This window comes from Shewanella sp. FJAT-51649 (assembly GCF_019457435.1).
GTDB lineage: Bacteria > Pseudomonadota > Gammaproteobacteria > Enterobacterales > Shewanellaceae > Shewanella > Shewanella mangrovisoli.
Genome location: NZ_CP080411.1, coordinates 101,894 through 121,534, shown reverse-complemented (window position 1 = coordinate 121,534; position 19,641 = coordinate 101,894). Strand labels below are relative to the sequence as shown.

The window sequence follows — 19,641 nt, the reverse complement described above, 5'->3', positions numbered from 1 at the left end:
CTTCCCCAATTTCGGGGATGTAAAAACATATCAGGACTACTTTTGCGTAACAACTTGATACATTCAGGGATGGGATTCTTTTTATGTTTTGTCAGCCGTTATTCAGCAAACGCTCCTCATCGCCCCTTAGGCATAAAAAAACCGCATTAACGGGCGTCAATGCGGTTCTTGCAAAACAAAGCTAGGTTTAGCTGGCGGTTTTCATATAGTTTGAAACCCCATCGAGGAACATTTGCACCGATATCATCACCAGAACCATACCCATCAAGCGCTCAACAGCCGTTAAGCCTTTTTCACCCAACATACGGGTAAAGAGCTTATAGAACATTAGGATAACCGCACTCGCTCCCCACGCAGATACTAGCGCTATCGTCCAGTCACCCATGCGAGAGCTGTCGGTGTGCGCGAGTAAAATCAGCGCGGCCAGAATCGATGGTCCCGCCATCAACGGAATGGCCATAGGGACGATAAAGGGTTCCTCTCCCGCCGCAAGACCAACCACGCCGCCCGGCTGAGGGAAAATCATCCGAATGGCAATCAGGAATAGGATAATCCCGCCAGCGATGCTGACAGACTCGGAACGTAGATTTAAGAAACTGAGGATGGCTTCGCCGGCATACAGGAAGGCCAACATGATCAATAATGCGAAAATCAGTTCGCGGATCAAAACCCTACGACGTTTTTTCGGGTCGATATGTCTTAAAATCGACGCGAAAATCGGTAAATTACCGAGGGGATCCATGATCAAAAACAACATTACCGCAGCAGAAAATATATCCATTTAACGTTATCAACACCCAAGCCAACATGAGCCGATATTGTATAACTTTTTCGCGTTACAGATGTGAAAAATTATCTATATAATTCCTAATGATGGCCCTAAGCCAGCATGCCATTGTCAATGTCCCCCGCCAAATGCCAAGCCGCACTGCGCACTGAGATAAGGCCCTCGAGCGTTGAATGGATTTCTGCGCCTGCAATGATAGGTCATTGTCGCTTGAGTAAATTGCCAGTAAGTCGCTGCTCATTTTGATTACAACTGGTATACTATGGCGTTTTTTCAGCAAAATTCGTGGAATCCATGCTCTATCTTCTCGCTAGCTGTATCGCACTCTTAATCGGACCACTGTTTTATCGCTACTTTTCATCGGGCAGCGGCTTACAGAAGGGACTCGATGGCTTTATCTTCGTCTCTTTAGGCGGGCTAGTGCTGATCCATATTTTGCCTGAATTGCTCGAGCATGGCGGCCTATTGGCCATCGTCTTTGTCGTCCTCGGCCTCTGGGGACCGACCGCCAGCGAACGCTTATTCCACCGCTACTCAGAGATCACCCATAATCTCACCCTGTCACTCGGGATTGGTGGTCTTTTACTGCACACCATCACAGATGGCGGCGCTATGGTACTGGCGCAGCAGGACGGCAATTCCAGCCTATTAGCGCTCGGGGTGATATTGCATCGACTGCCCGTCGGCCTCGCGATTTGGTGGTTACTCAAGCCTCAAGTCGGAACCCGTTGGGCAAGTCTCGTATTAGTCGCCATGATGTTGCTCACTGGCGTGGGTTATTTCGCGGGCGAGCAATTATTATCCCAGCTCAGTTTAGATAATACCGTTTATTTACAAGCCTTTGTGACAGGCTCAATCCTGCACGTTGTGCTGCATCAACCCCATGGTCAACACGATACCGATAAGCAAGGCCAGTATGAATATCAGGCCGGTATCGGCAGTTTATTGGGGATTGGATTGTTGATGGTGCTGCTCCTGATGGATTCCGGCGGCCATGACCATGCCCACCACGATCACAGCACCGAACAGCTAACCACTTGGCTAATGACCATAGCGCCGGTACTTTTACTCAGCTATGCCGCGGCCGCGCTGCGATTCCAGTTAGGCTTAACCCCGCAGGATAACAGCCTCGCTCGCCGTTGGTTCCAACGCTTGGCGGGTCCTGAGGCGCTTGTGCTTACCGCGTTACTGCTCGGCCCTTGGTTAGCGTTATTCCAACTACTCGTGGTGTTTATTATGAGCGCCTATCTCGCCCATGCTCGGGTCGAGATTACCGATCCCCACAGCAAGTTGCCCCACAATGCGCTGCGCTTTGGCTTTGCCCATCTGGTTGATCGCAGTGCCCCTTGGGTGCTTCTCAGCCTAGTACTCGTCAATCTGATCGGCCATCCTTCGGTACCGTTAAGCAATCCTATGTTGCAGATTGCCGTACTCTTGTTGGTCTTTTTACCGATGCGCTTCTGTAATTTAGGTGCAGCAGTACTGTCGATTGCCCTCGCCTACAGCGGCTGGAGCCCAATTGCCATCATACTGCCTCTGATTGCTGCGCCCGTGCTGAACATCGCCCAACTTAAACTTATGAACTGGCCGCAACGTGGTGTTTTGCTGACTATTATTGCCGTATCACTGGTAGCAGCCCTTAAGTTACCTATGTGGTTCTCCTTGGTCACCTTGCCTGAGGCGATTAACTTGGCCGCCTTGCTGGTTCTATCCGGTTTATTTGCCGCGAGTTTACTGCGCCTAGGCCCACGTAAATTCTTACGTCGCCTGATGATGTTAAAACCCGCTACTCATGGTCATAAGCACGGCCATGATCATGCGCATGCCTCGGCAGCAGAAACCGCCCATAGTCACGGGCATGGCCATACACACACTCATCAGAGTGGCGGCCACAGCCATAGCGATGCAAATAAGCACCATCACTAGCACTGTTCATTTGATCACAGACAGGCTAAGTTAATCCTACTCCTAGGATAAATTTAGCCTGTTATGTGCATACTCTTCGTCGCCCTTAAAACTCACCCCCAGTATCCGCTGATCATTTGCGCCAATCGGGACGAGTTTCACCACAGACCCACAGCCCCTGCACAATTTTGGCCGCCGGAGCAGAATATGCTCGCGGGCAAGGATTTGCAGGCGGGTGGCACTTGGTTTGGGGTGAATAAACAGGGGCAAATTGCAGGAGTCACTAACTTGAGGGTGGCGCAAAAAGCCCAAGAGCCGATGCGTAGCCGCGGCGAACTGATCATTAAAGCCCTAAGCTCGGGTTCGCTTATCTGTCCAAATTGGCTTGAGGAACACGCCGAAGATTATCAGCCATTTAATCTCGTGTTTGGCCAAGGCACTAATCTCTATTGCTTCAACAGTCTTAAGCAAGAAACGGTAAAACTCACGGCAGGATTCCATGCAATAAGCAATGGCGCACTCGATGATATCTGGCCGAAAATGGCCAAAGGCCAACGTTCGCTCGAGGCCCTTATCCAACAATCGGAGCCACTTGAGATAGAGTCGCTGATTCAGTTAATGCAGGATGATTCGCGTCCAGAGGATAACGAGCTACCCGATACGGGCGTCGGGCTAGAGTGGGAGCGCCGACTCGCGGCAATTTATATTCGTCACCCCGACTATGGCACCCGCTCCACCAGCATTTTGCTGCAAAATGCCCATGGGGAAGTCCAGTTTACCGAGGTAAGATATGACGGTAAGGGTCGACGACTGGGACAGCAGGATTTCCACTTCACCCTGCCATCGCAATTACCTAAAGAGCCGGACTGTCTCGCCCACTTTTAACGGCTCAATCCGAACTGTGGTCCATAGTGATCACCCAGCGGTCATCAATTTTTTCCACCAGCAGGGTAAATACCCCCGTGGGCGCATCCTTTTGCCGCTTTAAATCCCAACGTCCCACCACCATAGCGGCGTAGTTACTGAGCATTTTGATTTCTTTGATGGTGAACTTCAGCTCACCCAGCGCCTCTTTATTCGGATAGTTTTTCTTGTAGGCGGCAAGGGTTTCATCCCAGCCGTAACGAAACTTTCCATTAGAGACAAATCTAAGCTGTTCGCTCTTCCAATAACCCTGCATGTAAGCGTCAAGATCGCCGCGGTTCCACGCATCTTCCTGACCTTTTAGCATTTGGGCAATGTCATCCGTCGGCACTGCACTCACCTGCCCAACAAACAGCAACATCAGTACCGCGAAGCACTGTAAAATGTGTTTTTTCATCAATCCCTGTCGCAACATAGTATCGCTCCCCAACTATCAGGTTAGACTGTACTATAACCAAATTGGCGCAGACTATCTTGTCAAAGCCGATTTATAATTAAAAAAAGCTGATGATATTATTCATTTTTCGACTCTGAGCACCAAACTATGTTTACACATTTATGCCGCTGGCTACTCAAAATTTCAGGCTGGCAAATCCAAGGGCTGTTACCCTCTCAAGCCAAATACATTGTGATTGTTGCGCCACACACCAGTAACTGGGACTTTATCATCGGCGTACTCGCCCGCGGCGCCTTAAACACCCGCATACACTTCCTCGGTAAGCATCAATTGTTTATTCCGCCTTGGGGTTGGTTCTTCCGCGCTATCGGTGGCAGCCCAGTGGACAGGCGTAAAAACAATAACTTAGTCGATGCTGCGGTGCAGTTATTTGCCACCCAATCCGACTATAAACTCGCGCTCGCCCCCGAAGGTACTCGCAGCCCTGTAACCCGCTGGAAATGCGGCTTCTACCATATAGCTTCCAAGGCGCAGGTACCAATCGTGCGAGTCGGCTTAGACTTTGCCCGTAAGGCCGTGGTGATCCAACCGCCACTGCAACCAAGGGAAATCGAGCAAGATATGGCGGAAATCCTCAGTTTTTACCGCAGCATTAAAGGGCGTCATCCCAAAACGATCCCCGACTATACGCCAGACAACAGACGTTAATGACTGAGGAATCACGGAGCAAAGCATGCAGACCGAAACTTGGTTACTCTATCTTTTTGCGATTGTTTTGATTGGGATTTCCCCCGGGCCTATCGCCATGTTGTCTATGTCCCATGGCATTCATTTCGGTAAAAAACGTAGCATAGCCACAGGGCTTGGCAGTGTCAGCGCCGCGCTGGTGCTGATGGCGGCTTCGGCGGCAGGATTAGGCGCCATTATCAGCGCCTCGGAATACGGCTTTAGCTTGCTCAAATGGTGCGGCGCCGCCTATCTGGTGTTTTTGGGCATTAAACTCGTGCTCACCAAGTCGCAGGGGCAAAAGCTGGAAGTGACGAAAACCGAAGGAAAAGGGACTGCTAAACAACTCTATAAACAGGCATTTTTAGTAGGGATCAGCAATCCTAAAGACCTGCTGTTTTTTGCGGCGTTATTTCCACAATTTATCGATTTAACCGCACCACAAATGCCGCAACTGACGATTCTTGCCCTCACCTGGGCGCTGGTCGATTTTAGTTTTGTGATGCTGTACGCCTCGATGGCGAATGTGCTGGCCCCGAGCCTAAAGGCCAGCAACAAACTGCATTGGTTTGACCGTACCAGCGGCGGCGTATTTCTCACCCTCGCCGCCATCTTAGTCAGTCGGGATTAGATTAGCCCTCGACTTTCACCGATTTTAGACTGCGGATATCGTTGCCTGTCGGTGCTTGGAAGGCCTGCAAACCAAACTCGGGCAATACGGCAAAGATATGGTCGAAGATATCCGCTTGTATCGCCTCATAAAAAGCCCAACGGGTGTCATTGGTAAAGATATAAATCTCTATCGGTAAACCTTCGGTAGTTGGTGCCAATTGGCGCACCATCAGGGTCATATCCTTATGCACTTTATCGTGGCGTTGCAGGTACTCCTGCAAATAGGCGCGGAAGGTGCCGACGTTGGTCAGATGGCGACCGTTGACCTTCATGTCCAGATCCGACACTTTGGCATTCGACTCTTGAATTTCACTGATCTTGGCGGGGAAATACTCTTTCAAGCAATTGATTTTACTGAGGCGATTTCGCTCTTCCTCAGATAAAAACTTAATGCTGTTGATATCGATATTGACCGCACGCTTGATACGGCGCCCCCCCGATTCCGACATACCGCGCCAGTTACGAAATGCATCCGACACTAAGGCATAGGCGGGGATCATGGTGATGGTCTTGTCCCAGTTACGCACTTTGACCGTAGTTAAGGACACTTCCTCCACCGCACCGTCGGCGCCGTACTTGTCCATTTGGATCCAGTCGCCCTTGCTCACCATGCGGTTGGCAGCGAGCTGAATGCCGGCCACAAAGCCCAAAATGGTGTCGCGGAACACTAACATCACAAAACCCGTTGCCACACCTAAACCACTGAGGAAGTACACGGGGGACTGATCCGCCAGTACGGAAATCGACACGATCAGACCGACGAAGAACAGGAACAGTTTAATCAGCTGCACAAAGCTTTTTACCGGCAAGCGGCGACTGACCAGATTGACATCGGAAATCTCATTAACCGCATCTAGCCCAGCGTAAATGGCGCGGATCATCAGGATAACCAACCAAATACTCAATAGACGGTCGACTAAACTGCTAAGCACGGGGTGCTCGGTTAAGGTAATGGGCACTAGCAGGTTAAGCACTATCGCGGGGACTAACATCGCCAGCTTTTCGAGCACTTTATAGCGCATAAACACATCGTCCCACGTCGCCTTGGAGCGCAGGATCACCATGTTAACCGCGCGGATCACCCCACGGCGCATAATAAAATAGGCAATGGCCGCCACCAGCACACAGGCAAGCAGCATAATGCTCGTTGAAATGCTGTCGGACGGTTGGCTGTCGATCCCGACACTCGATAACCAGCCCGAGATTTCAAGGCGAATTTCTTGATCCACAATCTACTCCTAGAGAAACGGCTGGGTTATCTGCCCAATTAAGCCATCCCAAGATAAAGCCATAAGGTTGCGAGAGCATGACGCGCTCACGATTGAACCTAGCAACAAATATTTCACAACCATTTATTTTTCAAACGATTTTAGCATTCGAGGCCAAGAGCTTAAAGCGCATCACGGTTGAAAATGCCAGATTGAGTCCAGCATCCATAGCGCAGCAGCTAATGGCCTAGCAGCTATTGCTCAAGTTTGGCCTGCGCCTGATCCAGTTCAGCTTGAGCCTCTGCCACCTTTTGGCGTTTTTTATTGATTTTATCCATAGACTTACCCGCAGCAATCGCGTCAGTCAGCTCATTTTGACGTTCGACGAGTTTAGCTTCTAAGGCCTCAACCTTAGCTAAGCGCTCTTGGTATAGCTTGTCATCATCACAATGGGTTAGCACAGCTTGGCGCGCCTGCTCTAAACCCTCTGCTTTTGCTTGATTACCCGCGGCTTTAGCCTCAACAAGCTGCGCCTCAATTGCTGCTAGCTTTGCAGCACAGCCTTTAGGGGGCTCATCCTGCGCCAATGCCACGCCACTGCACAACAAGGCTAGCAAGCATCCGAATCGACAAAACATAGGCTCCTCCTTTAGGTGGCAATATTTAATCCTGTTATAGACTTGATAGTGCCATAGCTTATAACCACAAGCTGTATTTGTGCTTAAGTAAAATCGACTTTCTTGGTACAAATGCGACTTAGGCAGTGACTTAATAGCAATAAATTGTTTATGTTAGGGAAAAATATTGACTCAGACGGATATCGGAGCCAGAAACCATGCCCAGTTCATTTCGCCTCAGCGCGCTCAGCTCGTTATTGCTGCTCTCTTCATCTGTGATGGCCGCCGATGTGGCAACTATCACCCTAGAGAATGGCGCTCAGGTCAGACTCAAAGATGACTTCACTTGGGAATATATCATCACAGAAACCAAAGTCGCGGCAGCGCCAGCGGTTGCCACAGTTGCAACCCCAACTACCGCGGTGACATCAACCGCAGCGGCCACAGCAGTAGCCAGCAGCACACCCGCCATTGAAGCTGCTCAACCTGTCACCACGCTAACTGCAAATGCGATAGCACGACCCGAGCTCTTAGGCTCTACCGCCAAAGATGGCATTAAAGTCACCTTCAACGAGAGCCAATGGAAGGGCGATAAACTCGGCCTGACCTTCGAGCTTGCCAGCACTAGCGGTGAGCACGTGACCTTAGTTGAAGTCGAAGCTAGCTTCTTTGCCGACGATGGCACCTTGCTCAAAACCGAAAAACTGGAAGTCTGGGAAGCCATTTTCCGCATGCCAGAAACCTACCTGCGTAAAGGCGAGCAACGTAAGAGCCCAGTGATTTGGGTCGAAGGCGTCGATAAAAACCGCTGGCAGAAACAACTGATTAATCTCAAGATCACTGAGATTAACTCGCGCTAATCCGACGAATGAGGTAAGGAATTGGAGTTAACTTTCAATTCCTTACAAACTCAAACGGGTGTTATCAGGCGAATAAGCTACAATTGCCAGCATGCCCTTATTCCCCATATGAGCCAGATGCAAGATGCCCAATAGATATTCATCTCTCGCTCTTACACTCTGGCTCTGTGGTGTTAGTCACCATGCCATTGCCGATACGGTATTTCTGAACAATGGCGATAAAATTACCGGTGAGATAAAAGCCCTAGATGAGCAAAATCTGGTAATCAAACCTAGCTACGCCCCCAAAATCACTATCGAACGCAGCGCGGTTCGCAGCTTTGAAACCCGTGAGTCACAGCACTGGAGTATCAATCGCTCAATCAAAGAGGTAACGGTTCAAGCTTCTGAATTAGATAGCTTTGTGCTGATAGACGATAAGCAGACCCCAATCAGCGAGTTAATCTATTCGGAACTCCTGAGTGACTCGGACTGGCACTACAGCGGCAGTGTAGAGGCCGCCATTGATGTCACCCATAACAGTAAAAACACTCAAAAGCTGCATGCTAAGGGAGATGTGACCGCCGAAACCTTAAACTGGCGTCATAACCTCAAGAGTGAAGTCCGCTACGAGACCGAAGACAAAACCACTAAGCGTAATACCCTCGAAGCCCATTACAGCCTCGACTATTTGATCAGTGATCATTGGTTCCTGCGGCAAGAGGATTATTATCAGGAGGATAAGCTCAACCTCGATATCCGCAGCTACTACGCCGCATTGGGTCCGGGTTATCGTTTTTGGGGTGTCAACCGCGACAAACTCGACTTTGTACTCACCTACAATCACTTCTGGCTAGATTATCAAGTGTTTACTTATGAGCTAAATGCTTGGGCGGCAACCATTAACTACAAGCAATATTGGTTCGACGGTGTGTTAGAGACCTATGCGGATTTGCAAATTGCCTTCCCCGATATTCCCACCATCGAATATATTTCTGACTCGACGTTTGGACTTAAATACCTGCTAACACAACAGATTTACCTCTCATTTAAATACGATATCAATGAGACTAAATCCGCTGTGCAGCATTCTCGGGATATTTCCTACAGCCTAGGTTTAGGGGTTAACTTCTAAATTTACTGAGGTTTTACCACGCAGGTCATTTCTGGCGCTTCGTATCCCCAGACAATTTTGGCTTCGCCATGGTGTTCCCAAAGGCTTTCGTTGCGCCCTTGATACTTAGCGCCGCTGCCACTGGGCTGCACAAACATCAAGGACGTTTGATCGCCACGCTCGGCTATCAGAGTGGCAGGCTCAGTCTTAAAGTAACTGACCACGACTTCATTCGCCGGATTACCGTCGCAGGCGTAAAATATCGGCCCGGTCATTTCCACGAGGCGATACTGCGCCTGTAGCTCTGCAATCCGCGTCTGGTAACTCGACTCAACACAGGCGCGTTTATCTTCACTCTTCCAACATTCATTACGGCCTTTGACCCAGCCCCGCTGCATGGCTTTCAGCATAGGAGGTTGTTCATTCTTTGCCTTATCAGCAGCTTGAGCGTAAACCTCTGCAAGCTGTTGGTCGAGCTTAGTCAAGCCCGCATCCTGGCACACCAGCTCTTCGATACTGCCTGCCTGAACCTTGCCACAGTCAAAGGAAGGCTTTTCCGCGGCCATAGCTGGGACACTTAAGGCCACGGCTAAAAGCCCCGCCGCTCCTGCGGTTTGCATATTGATTCTCTTGGTAAATGTCATACCCGTGATTCCCTTTATTTATTGCTTATGGCTACCTGTTACCCATAGCTAACGCCACCTTGGCTTAACCTAAGCTGACTTAAGCTCAATCCCCCTCTTGGAGCGAGCAAAAATCAGCACTTAGCCACAAATACCTGCCAATGTTAGCGCTACAAGCTAACGGCTTTGCACAAACTCGAGTAAGTGTAGTGCAGCCACAGACGTTATCCCAAGAGTGTCCACTGAACGGACAATCGCGCGGACACATTTAAAGTCATAATGCGGACACTTTAGACTCCTCACGCGGACACAATTTTTATCATGCTGATAAATAAAGAATATTTAGTTGGCACATATTCTGCCTAGTTAGTGGGTCACCACACTTATCCCTATACAAGGAAGCATTATGAACACTCACACAAAAGTATTCGGCGGTTTATTGATCCTCGCACTTATCCCCTGTGGGATTTGGGCAGCCCAACAGGTAAGCACTCGGTCATCTAGCGACACCAACATCTCGATCAATAGCCGTAACTATCCTAACTTTTCGTGGATTTATGTACGCCAAGATGGCGAGCTCACGATAGGCGCGGGTGAGAGCCAAGATTGGAATAAACTCAAACGCCAAGGCAATGCTTATCAAACCGACTATCTGTGGGTCAAAACCGCTGGAAATAGCTATGTGATTACCGATCCGGCCTTAGTCAATCAAGTAAAAGAGGCGGTGCGCCCAATGCAGATCCAAGGCGAGAAGATGCAGCGTCTGGGTGAACAAATGCAAGTTAAGGGCGATGCCATCAGCGCCGAAACCAGCAAACTCTTAATCAATCTCGCCTCAAGTGAAAAAGATGCTGAGGTTAACGCGCAAATTGAAAGCCTAGGCGCATCGATGGAAGTGATGGGTAAAGAGATGGAACAACTCGGCGAAGAGCACCAAGCATTAGTCGATGTGGCCGAGAAGCAGGTTTACGAACTGGCGCAAAACGCGATAAAAAATGGCTCCGCAGTATTAGCACCTTAAGCCATTTTTAGCACTTAAGGGTAAATTATCGGTTATTCCAGTTATAGAGATTGAATTTCCTAGTGAAATTGACTATTTTCACGCCGCTTTGTTATTTCACTAGGAAAAGGATCAACATGGAACAAGCGATTAGCACAGGGAACGACAACCCCATTCAAATGGCCGATACCGTCTATTCGAAAGAAAAGTCACTGTTTGCAATTTTAGCGATTATTTCAGGGCTAATTTGGGCCGTGCTGATCTTAGCCACCAAAGGTCTCGCCCTGATTTATGTGCTGATGTTTTTCATCATTTACCTCTTTACCCACTCGGCGTTTATCAGCTACTTAAAGGGCACGGCGGTTGAAATCAGCCCTGAGCAGTTCCCCGATTTACACAAACAATACCTCGCCTGCTGCGAGCGTTTAGAGATTAAAGAACCGCCCCGCGCCTACCTGTTAGCCGCCGATGGCATGCTAAATGCCCTTGCCACCCGCTTTCTGCGCCGTAACTACATAGTGCTGTTCTCATCGATTGTGGATGCACTCGAGTCCGATAAAGATGCCCTTAACTTCTATATCGGCCATGAGCTGGGCCATATTCGCCGTAACCATATTGGTAAAGAGCCGCTGTTAGTGTTCGCCACTTGGCTGCCGTTAGTGGGCGCAGCCTATGCCCGCGCCTGCGAGTACACCTGCGACCTGCACGGTCTGCGTTGCTGCAATAGCCTACGTTCGGCCACCAATGCGGTTGCCGTATTAGCCGCTGGGGTTGAGCAGTGGAAGCGGATGAATGTCGATCAATATATTCGCCAAACCCAAGAGTCGAGCGGATTTTGGATGTCCTTCCATGAGCTTAATAGCAGCTATCCATGGCTGACTAAACGTATGGCAAGAGTACAAGCGACCGCACAAGGCAAAATGTATGCAGCGCCTTCTCGCAGTGTATTCGCCTACCTCTTTAGCCTGTTTATGCCACGTATGGGCACCGCGGGCGGCGGGATTATCATCCTTGCGGCCATTATCGGTGTGGCCGCTGCGGTCGCGATTCCCGCATATAAGGAATACCAAGAGAAAGCGGGCGCAGCCAGCATTAACTATGATGATGCCAACTACGCCACCAGCACCCCGCAAATGGACTCTGAGCCCGCTAACGTGCCCGATGCCGCACTGGCAATCGAGCATATCGATCAGTTACATCAATCATTAGCCCCGATTACCGGGGTGCTGACTCAGTACTACCAAAACCATAAAGCTTGGCCGACCGAGTTAGAGCCGCTAGGTTTTAGCGATGAGCAGCTAACCACCTTTAACCTTTATTCCGAGGGGATTGTTGGTTTTGTTGCCGGCGAAGCCTTAGGAGATTATCAAGATTATGAGGTGTATCTGTCGCCCCAAGTTGACGAGCAAGATAATGTCACTTGGGTATGTAGCAGTAACGGTATTCCCGACGAATATCTACCAGCCGATTGCCAAGGCTAAGATCAAAAAGCGCTGCCAATGCAGCGCTTTTTATTTTAGGACAAATTAACCTTTTTGAATCGTCATTGTCCAAGCAGCATCACCCTTCTGCGCAAAGTGAATAACTTCATGCCCAGCCTCTGCGGCCCAGCGCGGAATATTTTCAGTTGCTTGGCCACAATCGTAATCCAATACCACTTTATCACCGGTCTCAAGATTGGTGATTAAACGTTGCAACTCAATTAAAGGAAAAGGGCATAACTTACCCGTTGTGTCGAGATAGTGTTCCATATACAGCTCCTTTATCGAAATTAAATCTGCGCAAGGCGCATCGGCCTCAGTAGTGCAAAATAGTTAAAGCACCAACTACCCAATAAAATAGCAGGAATAAATAGCCAGCCTTGCCACGACAAATAGGCTGTACCAACCAGCGCGTTACCCAGCATACAGCCACCAGCAAGCCCACTGCCTACTCCCATAAACAAACCACCTACAAACCCAAACAATACGACTTTATGTCCAGGATAGCGCCAGCGCTGCTCAGCACTACCTCGGGCGGCAATGAAGGCACCGGCAAATAGCCCTAAGAGGAAATATCCAGGCCAACTAAAAAACTTAGTGTTGCCTGTGGTGATAAGATCCCATAATTGCGCACTTGGACCACTGATCCCCACGCTACCAACCCGACCGCTCTCAAGGCTGGCTGGCCAAGCCAGCAGCGCTAGCAAACCAATCATTAGAGCTGTTACAAAAGGATGCCAACGCGCCTCAAACAACCAATGAGCTATCCCCGTTTTACGAGGCGCCATTAGCGCTACCGGACGTTTGCGGCGTTTGAGATAACTCAATGCCAACCATAATGTGAGTGAGACGAGAGCAAGCACGATCACCCAAGGGGAAACACCTAAAGTTTGATAGAGGGTTTGATCCTCAAGTTGATGCTGTTTCAAAGGCTTAAGAAGCCCCTTCATCTCATCAAGGCGCACAAATTTACTGGCAACAATAAAACCAAGCACCGCCATCACACTGGCTGCCAATCCTTCGGCTGCACGGTAATAGGCACCAGTAGAGCAACTTCCCGCTGCAGCCATCCCTACACCAAACAATATTCCACCCACTAAGGTGGCCAACCAGGGAAAATGCCCTTCGGGCAATTTAACCCAGCCCCACTCATAGAACAGAAACAGCCCTAAACTTTGGATGCTGATGGCAATCAAAATCGCGATCACCATGGTAAAGTCACGTTGTAGATAGGTATCGCGGATCCCTCCCGCCATACAGAATCTGCCCCTTTGCATCACAAAGCCCATAGCCAAACCAATCCCTAAGCCACTGATGATAGTTAGCATAGCCCTATCCTCAGCGCTGGATCAGATAACGGATCGTTGGCCCATTTTGCTCAATCTCTAGCACTTTATAGCCATGATTCTTGGCATCGAGTGGAATATTATTGATTGACTGCGGGCAGTCACTGATCACTTCTAATATCTCCCCCGGCTTCAGTGTCGGCATGGCCTCAAGGGTTGCCACTGCGGGATAAGGACAAGGCTCGCCCACCATATCGAGTTGATAATCTGGAATATATTGACTCATTATGCCGCCTCCGCGATCAATTGTTCATCCCGCTTCGCCTTACGGGCAAAGAAACGTTTCTCCCACAGCAACATGGCCGCAAACGACAGCGCCAGCAGCAGATAGGTCAGCAATAAACCGCCCTTATCGCCAAAGCTAGAGAGCAAGTTAACCTTGTCCCAACTTGTGGCTAATGGCTGGGCTAAATCATCCCAGTAGTAGGCCAGCAGGGTTGAACCCAGTACGTTACCTAAACCAACCCACCAGAAATGCACTTGACCTTCGACGGCGCGATACATCCAACCCGTCTCACAACCACCCGCCAGTACAATGCCAAATCCAAACAGCAGGCCGCCAATCACCGCATTCGGGCCAGCCCACATGATTTTGGGCGGCACACCTAATTGCACATAGCTATAAATCCCGATGGCACTCACCGCCATACCGAGAATAATCGCCTTAGCCATATGGGTGCGTCCGGTGATCCACATATCGCGAAATGCCGAGGTAAAGCAGATTTGTGCCCGCTCAATCAGCAGACCAAAACCCACGCCGCAGAGCATGGCGATACCCAGCTTAGGCGCATTGAACATTGTCAGTAATCCCCAGCCGATAATGGCCGCAAACACTAACATGCCGATACGAAAACGCCGTCTGGCTTGATTTTCATCCTGCTTAACCGAAGTCGCCTTATCGACTTTCTTCAATTTCACCGGAATGCGAAACATAGGCAGTAGCGTAAAACGCGCACCAAAGTAAGAACCCGCCGCCGTCGCCAGAGCAAAAAACCACGCATGTAAGGAAAACTGCGGAATCCCAGTGAAGAAGGCTGCTAAGTTACAGCCCATAGCCAAGCGCGCCCCAAAGCCAGCAATAATGCCGCCGATTAACGCCTGAGCGATGCGGATACGGCTCTGTGGCATACGCAGTTTGACGTTATTCGCCCACAGCGCCGCCGCAATACAACCACCAAACATGCCGATGATCATCATGCCGTCGATACGGTCTAAGGGAGAACCCTGTAAACCAATCACCTTGAAATAACCCCAAGTTTCAGGATTTGCACCAACCAGTTGCAGTAAGTGCCCGCCCCAACGCGTAAACTCGCCCGTAACAGCCCAAAAAGTGCCAGTTAACCCAAAATAGTAAGTAGAAAGGATACCGGCGGCGATAACCGCAGGCATAGGTGCCCAAAAACGGACTAAATATTGTTGTTTAAATTCTTGCCATGTCATGTCATTACCCTAATGAACGAGACTATAAAAAATAAGCACGAGGCTTATACCCGTTGCCACACAAGCAAGGCACAATCCCTTAAAAATAAGGTGCTAAAGAATCTTAATTGTGTGGCGACACGCTTTAGATGGCTTTCGCTAAACAACCACGATTCACTCCCGATAACCGATAGCTATGGGTGTAGAGCGTGGCTCTGCCATTACGGCAAAAACCGATAAGCGTGATGTTGCTTTTCTCTGCTAATTCCAACGCCAGTGAAGTCACGGCGGACATAGCAAACAGAATTTGGATATTGGCACTGGCTGCCTTTTGCACCATTTCGAAACTGGCGCGGCTAGTGAGCAACACGGCGACAGGTCGCTCAGCCTTACGCATTGAAAATCCACCGATTAATTTATCCAGTGCAATGTGCCGACCTATGTCCTCAAAGGCGGCGATGATTTGTCCTTCCGCATCTAAGCCCATGGCGGCGTGGGTCGCCCCCGTGAGCTTAAAGTGATGTTGATTCTCTTTGATCTGCTCTAAGGCGTGCTGCAGATGATCGATATTAAATCTGGCGTCCGAGTCCACACGGATAACGGGTTTAACCGCTTCCTCCAACTGCGCTACACCACAGAGTCCGCAGCCAGTACGGCCAGCCATATTGCGCCGTTGCTGCTTGAGTTCCATAAAGCATCTTTGGGTGATTTCCACCTGAATGAGCACGCCTTCGGGGGTGAACTCGAGATCCACACCTTTGATTTCATTCACATGGGAAACAATTCGCTCCGACAAGGTAAAGCCAATGGCGAACTCTTCGAGATTTTCTGGGCTAGCGAGCATTACAGTGTGGGCGATGCCGTTATACACCAGCGCCACTCGCACCTCGTTTGCCACATAATCGGTTAACTCGGAGGCCTGTCCCTGCTCTAAAAGGGTCACCTTTCTCTCAGTAACCACGGCGTGTGAATGATATTCCATAGCGACCCTCTAAACTCATTAATTCAAATAAAAACAATTGGTTTGCTAACAAAGTTCGACTCAAGTCACAAAGCGACTAACGAAATACGAATGCGCTTGATTCAGGTTTAAGCATTTTCTACTATCGGTTTGTCTTCTATTGGAAGAACGTCGTCTCCGGTGAGGCGTCCGGACTTCAAATCCGGGTAGGGCTGCCAGCAGTCCTGGGTAGGTTCGACTCCTATGTTCTTCCGCCAATTCTCATGGGAGTAAAACAGTTCCCCATCCCGAATCTCCCGACTGTTACTGCGATACTTCCTACGGGTAAAACCACTGCGGTCAAAAAACTCCAACAGCTGAATACTGACCTTACGGCCTAGGCCAATCAGATCCTTAAACTCTGCGGTTTCGAGCTTGCCGTGGGTTTCCACATGCGCACGCACCAGATTGGCGTAATGACACAACTGCTCGCTCAGCAGATATCTGTCCTTCACCACGGCGGTAATAAAGCCCTGTTGCACCAGTTGAAAACACAGCAATCTGAGTTTGGCGGGCTCGAGTTCGAGGTATTCCCCCATTTCAGTCACCCACACGGGCGAGGTTTGCAGTGCCAACCAAGGGGCCAAGCGTTGCCAGCACTGCTGCGCCTCGCTATCGAGGACAATTCTGTGATCTGCCAGCTGCAGCAAGGCGCCGCGCAGCACCATCAGCCCTTCTTGGCAGAGACTATCGAGCACCTTATTGGCAAGCTCGCTAGGCAATACGTTGTGGCTCATGCGTTGCAGGCGATTACGCCCCAGCCCCAATTGGTCGGGGTGCTGTTGGTGGTATTCACGTAACAGATCGATAAACTGCCGTTTTTCTTGCTCAAGTAACTGAGTCGATAGCCCATAGGCTCCGAGGCGACTCAGCCCCGCCTGCGCCAGCATGGCGGCCAGCCCTTCATCGGTTAGCTGCCAGCGCCAACGGATTTCATCGATACTGAGCGCCTCAGTCTGACCGAGTAGCGCCAGCACATTCACTGGGTTGGAGAGCTGGGCCAACTGTTGCAACTTGCTGACACGCTCCGGCGTGCGCTTCTTACGATTGGGGACTTTTAATGCCAGCACCCGCCCAGCGCCCAGCGTTTGCTTGCCACCAATATGCCTGAGCACTATCGGGTCGTCCTGACATAGCAGCAATGGCTTATCGAGCACAATTTCGGCCAGATAACGCCCCTGCTCATCGGCTTCATCCAGAAGCGATACTCGCCCTAGGGTATGGTCGGCGCCGTGGTGACAATGCACATTTTGCCAATGGGTTAAGGGTTCGAAACTGCGAATTTGCACTACGGGTCTAGCGCACAGCTCAGCCTGAGGCAAACTGCTTAACCAGTCACCGCGGGCGGGCGCCCTGTGGTTATCGACGCCAGTAAGATTCAACGCGACCCGAGTGCCACTTAAGGCTCTGTGGACTTCCATCCCTTGGCAATGAATGCCGCGCACCCGTAATTTTGCTTTTTGCCCAGAGCTGTAGAGGCTATCGCCGATACACACACTGCCGCTAATCACAGTGCCAGTGACCACACAGCCGGCACCTTTAACGCTAAAGGCGCGATCGAGCGTCATCCTAAAGCTACTGGCATCTTCCGCTTGGGGCGATTGCTGCTCGGCGATCTCTAAAATATGTTGTTTAAGAGTGTCTACCCCCGCATCGCCTGCATCATTCGCGCAGACTTCAAACACGCCACTGGCTTCGATACCGTATTCGGCAAGCAACGCCATCCCCTCTTGAGTCAACTTGGCGGCGGTTTGGTCATCGACCAAATCCCGTTTGGTCAGCACTAAGGTCAAACTGTTTAGCGGTAAAAGCGCGAGGATTTGCAGATGTTCGCGGGTTTGTGGCATCACGCCATCGTCACAGGCCAACACCAGCAGCGCGTGGCGCACGTGGCTCACGCCTACCAGCATATTATTGATAAATTTTTCATGGCCGGGCACATCGATAAAGGCTAAGCGAGTGCCATCCCGCAGTGGCATAAAGGCGTAACCGAGATCGATGGTCATGCCACGGCGTTTTTCTTCGGGGAGCCTGTCGGTGTTCATCCCCGTTAAGGCACGGATCAACGTGCTCTTGCCGTGGTCGACATGGCCAGCGGTGACCATAATCATAGCTGCACACCTAAGGTGCTGAGTTCGGCTAACAATTCGGCCTCATCATCGATACCGCGCAGATCGAGGCGAAGTTGATCTTGGGTCATTCGGCCAATCACAGGGCGCTGCGCCTGCTTAAAATGCTGCTCGAGCAACGTTAAACTGCCGCCCTCTTGCGCGTTAAAGCACAGGGCGATTGAGGGTAAAAAGGTATCGGGCTGTGAGCCACTACCGACTTGGGTTTGGCACTCCACTAATTCAATGCCATAGCTCGGGGCAAACAGCGGCGCTAAGGCGCGCTGTAACCGCTCACCGATTTGGCGCAACTCAGCTTGGCTGCGGGCAAATTTAGCCATAATCGGCAGTTCCCGATCCAAGGTTTCGGGGTTGAGATAGTGGATCAGCGTCGCCTCAAGCGCCGCGAGAATCAGCTTGTCGCAACGCAATGCACGCTTTAGTGGATGACTTTGAAGCTTATTAATTAGCGCCTGTTTGCCGACAATCAATCCTGATTGCGGGCCGCCGAGGAGTTTATCGCCGGAGAAACTGACCAGATCGACGCCATCCGCCAACATAGCTTGGGGAGTCGGCTCTTGTTTAAGGCCAAAACGGCGTAAGTCGGTGAGTGAACCACTGCCAAGATCCGAAATCAGCGCGACCCCACGCTCGCGGCAGAGTTGGCCTAATCTGGCCTCATCCACCGAAGCGGTAAAGCCACTGATATGGTAGTTGCTGGTATGCACCTTCATAATAGCGGCGGTATTTTCGGTTATCGCCTGCTCATAGTCCTTGAGGTGAGTACGGTTAGTGCTGCCGACCTCCACTAAGGTGCAGCCCGCTTGGCGCATAATGTCTGGAATGCGAAAGGCGCCGCCGATTTCCACCAGCTCGCCGCGGGAGACGATCACTTCTTTGCCCGCCGCGACCGCAGATAACATCAGCAGCACAGCGGCGGCGTTGTTATTCACCACGCAGCAGGCCTCAGCCCCTGTTAGGCGCTGGATTAACCCACTAATGGCATTATCCCTATGGCCGCGCTCACCGGCGGCTAATTCAAATTCCAGCGGCGTCGGATATCGCATCACAGACGTCACCGCCCGAATGGCCGCCTCAGACTGCTGGGCACGGCCAAGATTGGTATGCAGTATGGTTCCGGTGAGGTTCCACACGGGTTTTAGACTATGGCTATAGTCCTTAGACAATTGATCAACCAAATATCCGTTCAATAATGACGGGTTAGCACACCAAGCGGGTAAACGTCGCTCCTGAGCAATCAGCTCACGCGCCGTGCGTAACTGACTATCCAGCGCCGCTTTTACTGCTGCTTTACCATAGCGTTGCAGCAGGGGCGCCAATATCGCATCGGCGAGCAGACTGTCCATCGACGGCAGTGCGCGGTACAGGGCTTGGGGTGTATCGGGTACTTGGGTCATCATTTGTATCATCTTGATAAATATAAGGGGAAGGACTCGGTGAGCCCTTCCCAACTT

The 19,641-nt window shown here is 50.6% G+C and carries 19 protein-coding genes, 1 tRNA gene and 1 pseudogene; 9 read left to right on the top strand and 12 right to left on the bottom strand.

Going from position 1 to position 19,641, the window contains the following annotated elements:
• Window positions 1–187: 187 nt before the first annotated feature.
• Window positions 188–781, bottom strand: coding sequence for a YhgN family NAAT transporter (locus K0H59_RS00580; protein ID WP_011715396.1), 594 nt, complete (start codon window positions 779–781; stop codon window positions 188–190).
• A 300-nt stretch (window positions 782–1,081) separates the two neighbouring features.
• Between K0H59_RS00580 and K0H59_RS00575 the strand changes: the two genes are divergently transcribed.
• Both K0H59_RS00575 and K0H59_RS00570 read left to right on the top strand, forming a co-directional pair.
• On the top strand, window positions 1,082–2,713 hold the full coding sequence (locus K0H59_RS00575) for a metal transporter (RefSeq protein WP_220054359.1): 1,632 nt from the start codon (window positions 1,082–1,084) through the stop codon (window positions 2,711–2,713).
• A gap of 63 nt (window positions 2,714–2,776) precedes the next feature.
• Window positions 2,777–3,577 carry an NRDE family protein gene (locus K0H59_RS00570; protein WP_220054358.1) on the top strand — a complete coding sequence of 267 codons (801 nt, stop codon included), beginning with the start codon at window positions 2,777–2,779 and terminating at the stop codon, window positions 3,575–3,577.
• A gap of 4 nt (window positions 3,578–3,581) precedes the next feature.
• On the opposite strand, the gene K0H59_RS00565 is transcribed toward K0H59_RS00570, so the two are convergent.
• Window positions 3,582–4,031: a DUF4440 domain-containing protein gene (locus K0H59_RS00565; protein ID WP_220054357.1), complete on the bottom strand. Its 450-nt coding sequence runs from the start codon at window positions 4,029–4,031 to the stop codon at window positions 3,582–3,584.
• 129 nt (window positions 4,032–4,160) lie between these two features.
• Between K0H59_RS00565 and K0H59_RS00560 the strand changes: the two genes are divergently transcribed.
• Both K0H59_RS00560 and K0H59_RS00555 read left to right on the top strand, forming a co-directional pair.
• On the top strand, window positions 4,161–4,721 hold the full coding sequence (locus tag K0H59_RS00560; RefSeq protein ID WP_220054356.1) for a lysophospholipid acyltransferase family protein: 561 nt from the start codon (window positions 4,161–4,163) through the stop codon (window positions 4,719–4,721).
• A gap of 25 nt (window positions 4,722–4,746) precedes the next feature.
• Window positions 4,747–5,370, top strand: a complete 624-nt coding sequence (locus K0H59_RS00555; protein WP_089066649.1) for a LysE family translocator — start codon at window positions 4,747–4,749, stop codon at window positions 5,368–5,370.
• A 1-nt stretch (window position 5,371) separates the two neighbouring features.
• Here the strand turns inward: K0H59_RS00555 and K0H59_RS00550 are convergent, their stop codons facing one another.
• Entirely contained in the window at window positions 5,372–6,640 is a 1,269-nt protein-coding gene (locus tag K0H59_RS00550; protein WP_011715390.1) for a mechanosensitive ion channel family protein, read from the bottom strand.
• A gap of 233 nt (window positions 6,641–6,873) precedes the next feature.
• Window positions 6,874–7,257, bottom strand: coding sequence for a DUF1090 domain-containing protein (locus K0H59_RS00545; protein WP_220054355.1), 384 nt, complete (start codon window positions 7,255–7,257; stop codon window positions 6,874–6,876).
• Between the two features lie 197 nt (window positions 7,258–7,454).
• On the opposite strand from K0H59_RS00545, the gene K0H59_RS00540 reads away from it, so the two are divergent.
• Together K0H59_RS00540 and K0H59_RS00535 are read left to right on the top strand one after the other, a co-directional pair.
• Complete coding sequence (locus K0H59_RS00540) at window positions 7,455–8,096, top strand: DUF3157 family protein (protein WP_220054354.1); 642 nt, start codon at window positions 7,455–7,457, stop codon at window positions 8,094–8,096.
• 124 nt (window positions 8,097–8,220) lie between these two features.
• Window positions 8,221–9,210 (top strand): DUF481 domain-containing protein, encoded by a 990-nt coding sequence (locus tag K0H59_RS00535; RefSeq protein ID WP_220054353.1) that lies wholly within the window; start codon window positions 8,221–8,223, stop codon window positions 9,208–9,210.
• A 2-nt stretch (window positions 9,211–9,212) separates the two neighbouring features.
• Here the strand turns inward: K0H59_RS00535 and K0H59_RS00530 are convergent, their stop codons facing one another.
• On the bottom strand, window positions 9,213–9,809 hold the full coding sequence (locus tag K0H59_RS00530; protein ID WP_374926078.1) for an MliC family protein: 597 nt from the start codon (window positions 9,807–9,809) through the stop codon (window positions 9,213–9,215).
• Window positions 9,810–10,218: 409 nt separating this feature from the next.
• Here K0H59_RS00530 and K0H59_RS00525 point away from each other — a divergent pair, with 409 nt between their 5' ends.
• Together K0H59_RS00525 and K0H59_RS00520 are read left to right on the top strand one after the other, a co-directional pair.
• Window positions 10,219–10,833 carry a hypothetical protein gene (locus K0H59_RS00525; protein ID WP_220054351.1) on the top strand — a complete coding sequence of 205 codons (615 nt, stop codon included), beginning with the start codon at window positions 10,219–10,221 and terminating at the stop codon, window positions 10,831–10,833.
• Between the two features lie 116 nt (window positions 10,834–10,949).
• Window positions 10,950–12,293: a M48 family metallopeptidase gene (locus K0H59_RS00520; protein WP_088212706.1), complete on the top strand. Its 1,344-nt coding sequence runs from the start codon at window positions 10,950–10,952 to the stop codon at window positions 12,291–12,293.
• Between the two features lie 45 nt (window positions 12,294–12,338).
• Here K0H59_RS00520 and K0H59_RS00515 read toward each other — a convergent pair whose 3' ends face one another.
• The 5 genes from K0H59_RS00515 to fdhD all read right to left on the bottom strand — a co-directional run bounded on the left by K0H59_RS00515 (window position 12,339) and on the right by fdhD (window position 16,040).
• Window positions 12,339–12,563 (bottom strand): sulfurtransferase TusA family protein, encoded by a 225-nt coding sequence (locus tag K0H59_RS00515; RefSeq protein WP_086902895.1) that lies wholly within the window; start codon window positions 12,561–12,563, stop codon window positions 12,339–12,341.
• Between the two features lie 20 nt (window positions 12,564–12,583).
• Window positions 12,584–13,621, bottom strand: a complete 1,038-nt coding sequence (locus tag K0H59_RS00510) for a YeeE/YedE family protein (RefSeq protein ID WP_217895751.1) — start codon at window positions 13,619–13,621, stop codon at window positions 12,584–12,586.
• Between the two features lie 10 nt (window positions 13,622–13,631).
• Window positions 13,632–13,865 (bottom strand): sulfurtransferase-like selenium metabolism protein YedF, encoded by a 234-nt coding sequence (yedF, locus tag K0H59_RS00505; RefSeq protein WP_011070517.1) that lies wholly within the window; start codon window positions 13,863–13,865, stop codon window positions 13,632–13,634.
• Complete coding sequence (gene yedE, locus K0H59_RS00500; RefSeq protein WP_011715383.1) at window positions 13,865–15,079, bottom strand: selenium metabolism membrane protein YedE/FdhT; 1,215 nt, start codon at window positions 15,077–15,079, stop codon at window positions 13,865–13,867. Before yedE ends, yedF begins: the two co-directional genes overlap by 1 nt.
• A gap of 124 nt (window positions 15,080–15,203) precedes the next feature.
• Complete coding sequence (gene fdhD, locus K0H59_RS00495; protein ID WP_220054350.1) at window positions 15,204–16,040, bottom strand: formate dehydrogenase accessory sulfurtransferase FdhD; 837 nt, start codon at window positions 16,038–16,040, stop codon at window positions 15,204–15,206.
• A 141-nt stretch (window positions 16,041–16,181) separates the two neighbouring features.
• Here fdhD and K0H59_RS00490 point away from each other — a divergent pair.
• Window positions 16,182–16,276: transfer RNA gene (locus K0H59_RS00490), tRNA-Sec, on the top strand.
• A 93-nt stretch (window positions 16,277–16,369) separates the two neighbouring features.
• On the opposite strand, the pseudogene selB reads toward K0H59_RS00490, so the two are convergent.
• Window positions 16,370–18,163, bottom strand: a pseudogene (gene selB, locus K0H59_RS21355) (selenocysteine-specific translation elongation factor); the annotation flags it as partial.
• 2 nt (window positions 18,164–18,165) lie between these two features.
• Complete coding sequence (gene selA, locus K0H59_RS00480; protein ID WP_220054349.1) at window positions 18,166–19,587, bottom strand: L-seryl-tRNA(Sec) selenium transferase; 1,422 nt, start codon at window positions 19,585–19,587, stop codon at window positions 18,166–18,168.
• Window positions 19,588–19,641: the final 54 nt, after the last annotated feature.

Excerpts from the sequence above, each read along its gene's own strand:
- K0H59_RS00580 (WP_011715396.1), bottom strand. The coding sequence starts at position 781 with ATGGATATATTTTCTGCTGCGGTAATGTTGTTTTTGATCATGGATCCC.
- K0H59_RS00575 (WP_220054359.1), top strand. The coding sequence starts at position 1,082 with ATGCTCTATCTTCTCGCTAGCTGTATCGCACTCTTAATCGGACCACTG.
- K0H59_RS00570 (WP_220054358.1), top strand. The coding sequence starts at position 2,777 with ATGTGCATACTCTTCGTCGCCCTTAAAACTCACCCCCAGTATCCGCTG.
- K0H59_RS00565 (WP_220054357.1), bottom strand. The coding sequence starts at position 4,031 with ATGTTGCGACAGGGATTGATGAAAAAACACATTTTACAGTGCTTCGCG.
- K0H59_RS00560 (WP_220054356.1), top strand. The coding sequence starts at position 4,161 with ATGTTTACACATTTATGCCGCTGGCTACTCAAAATTTCAGGCTGGCAA.
- K0H59_RS00555 (WP_089066649.1), top strand. The coding sequence starts at position 4,747 with ATGCAGACCGAAACTTGGTTACTCTATCTTTTTGCGATTGTTTTGATT.
- K0H59_RS00545 (WP_220054355.1), bottom strand. The coding sequence starts at position 7,257 with ATGTTTTGTCGATTCGGATGCTTGCTAGCCTTGTTGTGCAGTGGCGTG.
- K0H59_RS00540 (WP_220054354.1), top strand. The coding sequence starts at position 7,455 with ATGCCCAGTTCATTTCGCCTCAGCGCGCTCAGCTCGTTATTGCTGCTC.
- K0H59_RS00535 (WP_220054353.1), top strand. The coding sequence starts at position 8,221 with ATGCCCAATAGATATTCATCTCTCGCTCTTACACTCTGGCTCTGTGGT.
- K0H59_RS00530 (WP_374926078.1), bottom strand. The coding sequence starts at position 9,809 with ATGCAAACCGCAGGAGCGGCGGGGCTTTTAGCCGTGGCCTTAAGTGTC.
- K0H59_RS00525 (WP_220054351.1), top strand. The coding sequence starts at position 10,219 with ATGAACACTCACACAAAAGTATTCGGCGGTTTATTGATCCTCGCACTT.
- K0H59_RS00520 (WP_088212706.1), top strand. The coding sequence starts at position 10,950 with ATGGAACAAGCGATTAGCACAGGGAACGACAACCCCATTCAAATGGCC.
- K0H59_RS00515 (WP_086902895.1), bottom strand. The coding sequence starts at position 12,563 with ATGGAACACTATCTCGACACAACGGGTAAGTTATGCCCTTTTCCTTTA.
- K0H59_RS00510 (WP_217895751.1), bottom strand. The coding sequence starts at position 13,621 with ATGCTAACTATCATCAGTGGCTTAGGGATTGGTTTGGCTATGGGCTTT.
- yedF (WP_011070517.1), bottom strand. The coding sequence starts at position 13,865 with ATGAGTCAATATATTCCAGATTATCAACTCGATATGGTGGGCGAGCCT.
- yedE (WP_011715383.1), bottom strand. The coding sequence starts at position 15,079 with ATGACATGGCAAGAATTTAAACAACAATATTTAGTCCGTTTTTGGGCA.
- fdhD (WP_220054350.1), bottom strand. The coding sequence starts at position 16,040 with ATGGAATATCATTCACACGCCGTGGTTACTGAGAGAAAGGTGACCCTT.
- selA (WP_220054349.1), bottom strand. The coding sequence starts at position 19,587 with ATGATGACCCAAGTACCCGATACACCCCAAGCCCTGTACCGCGCACTG.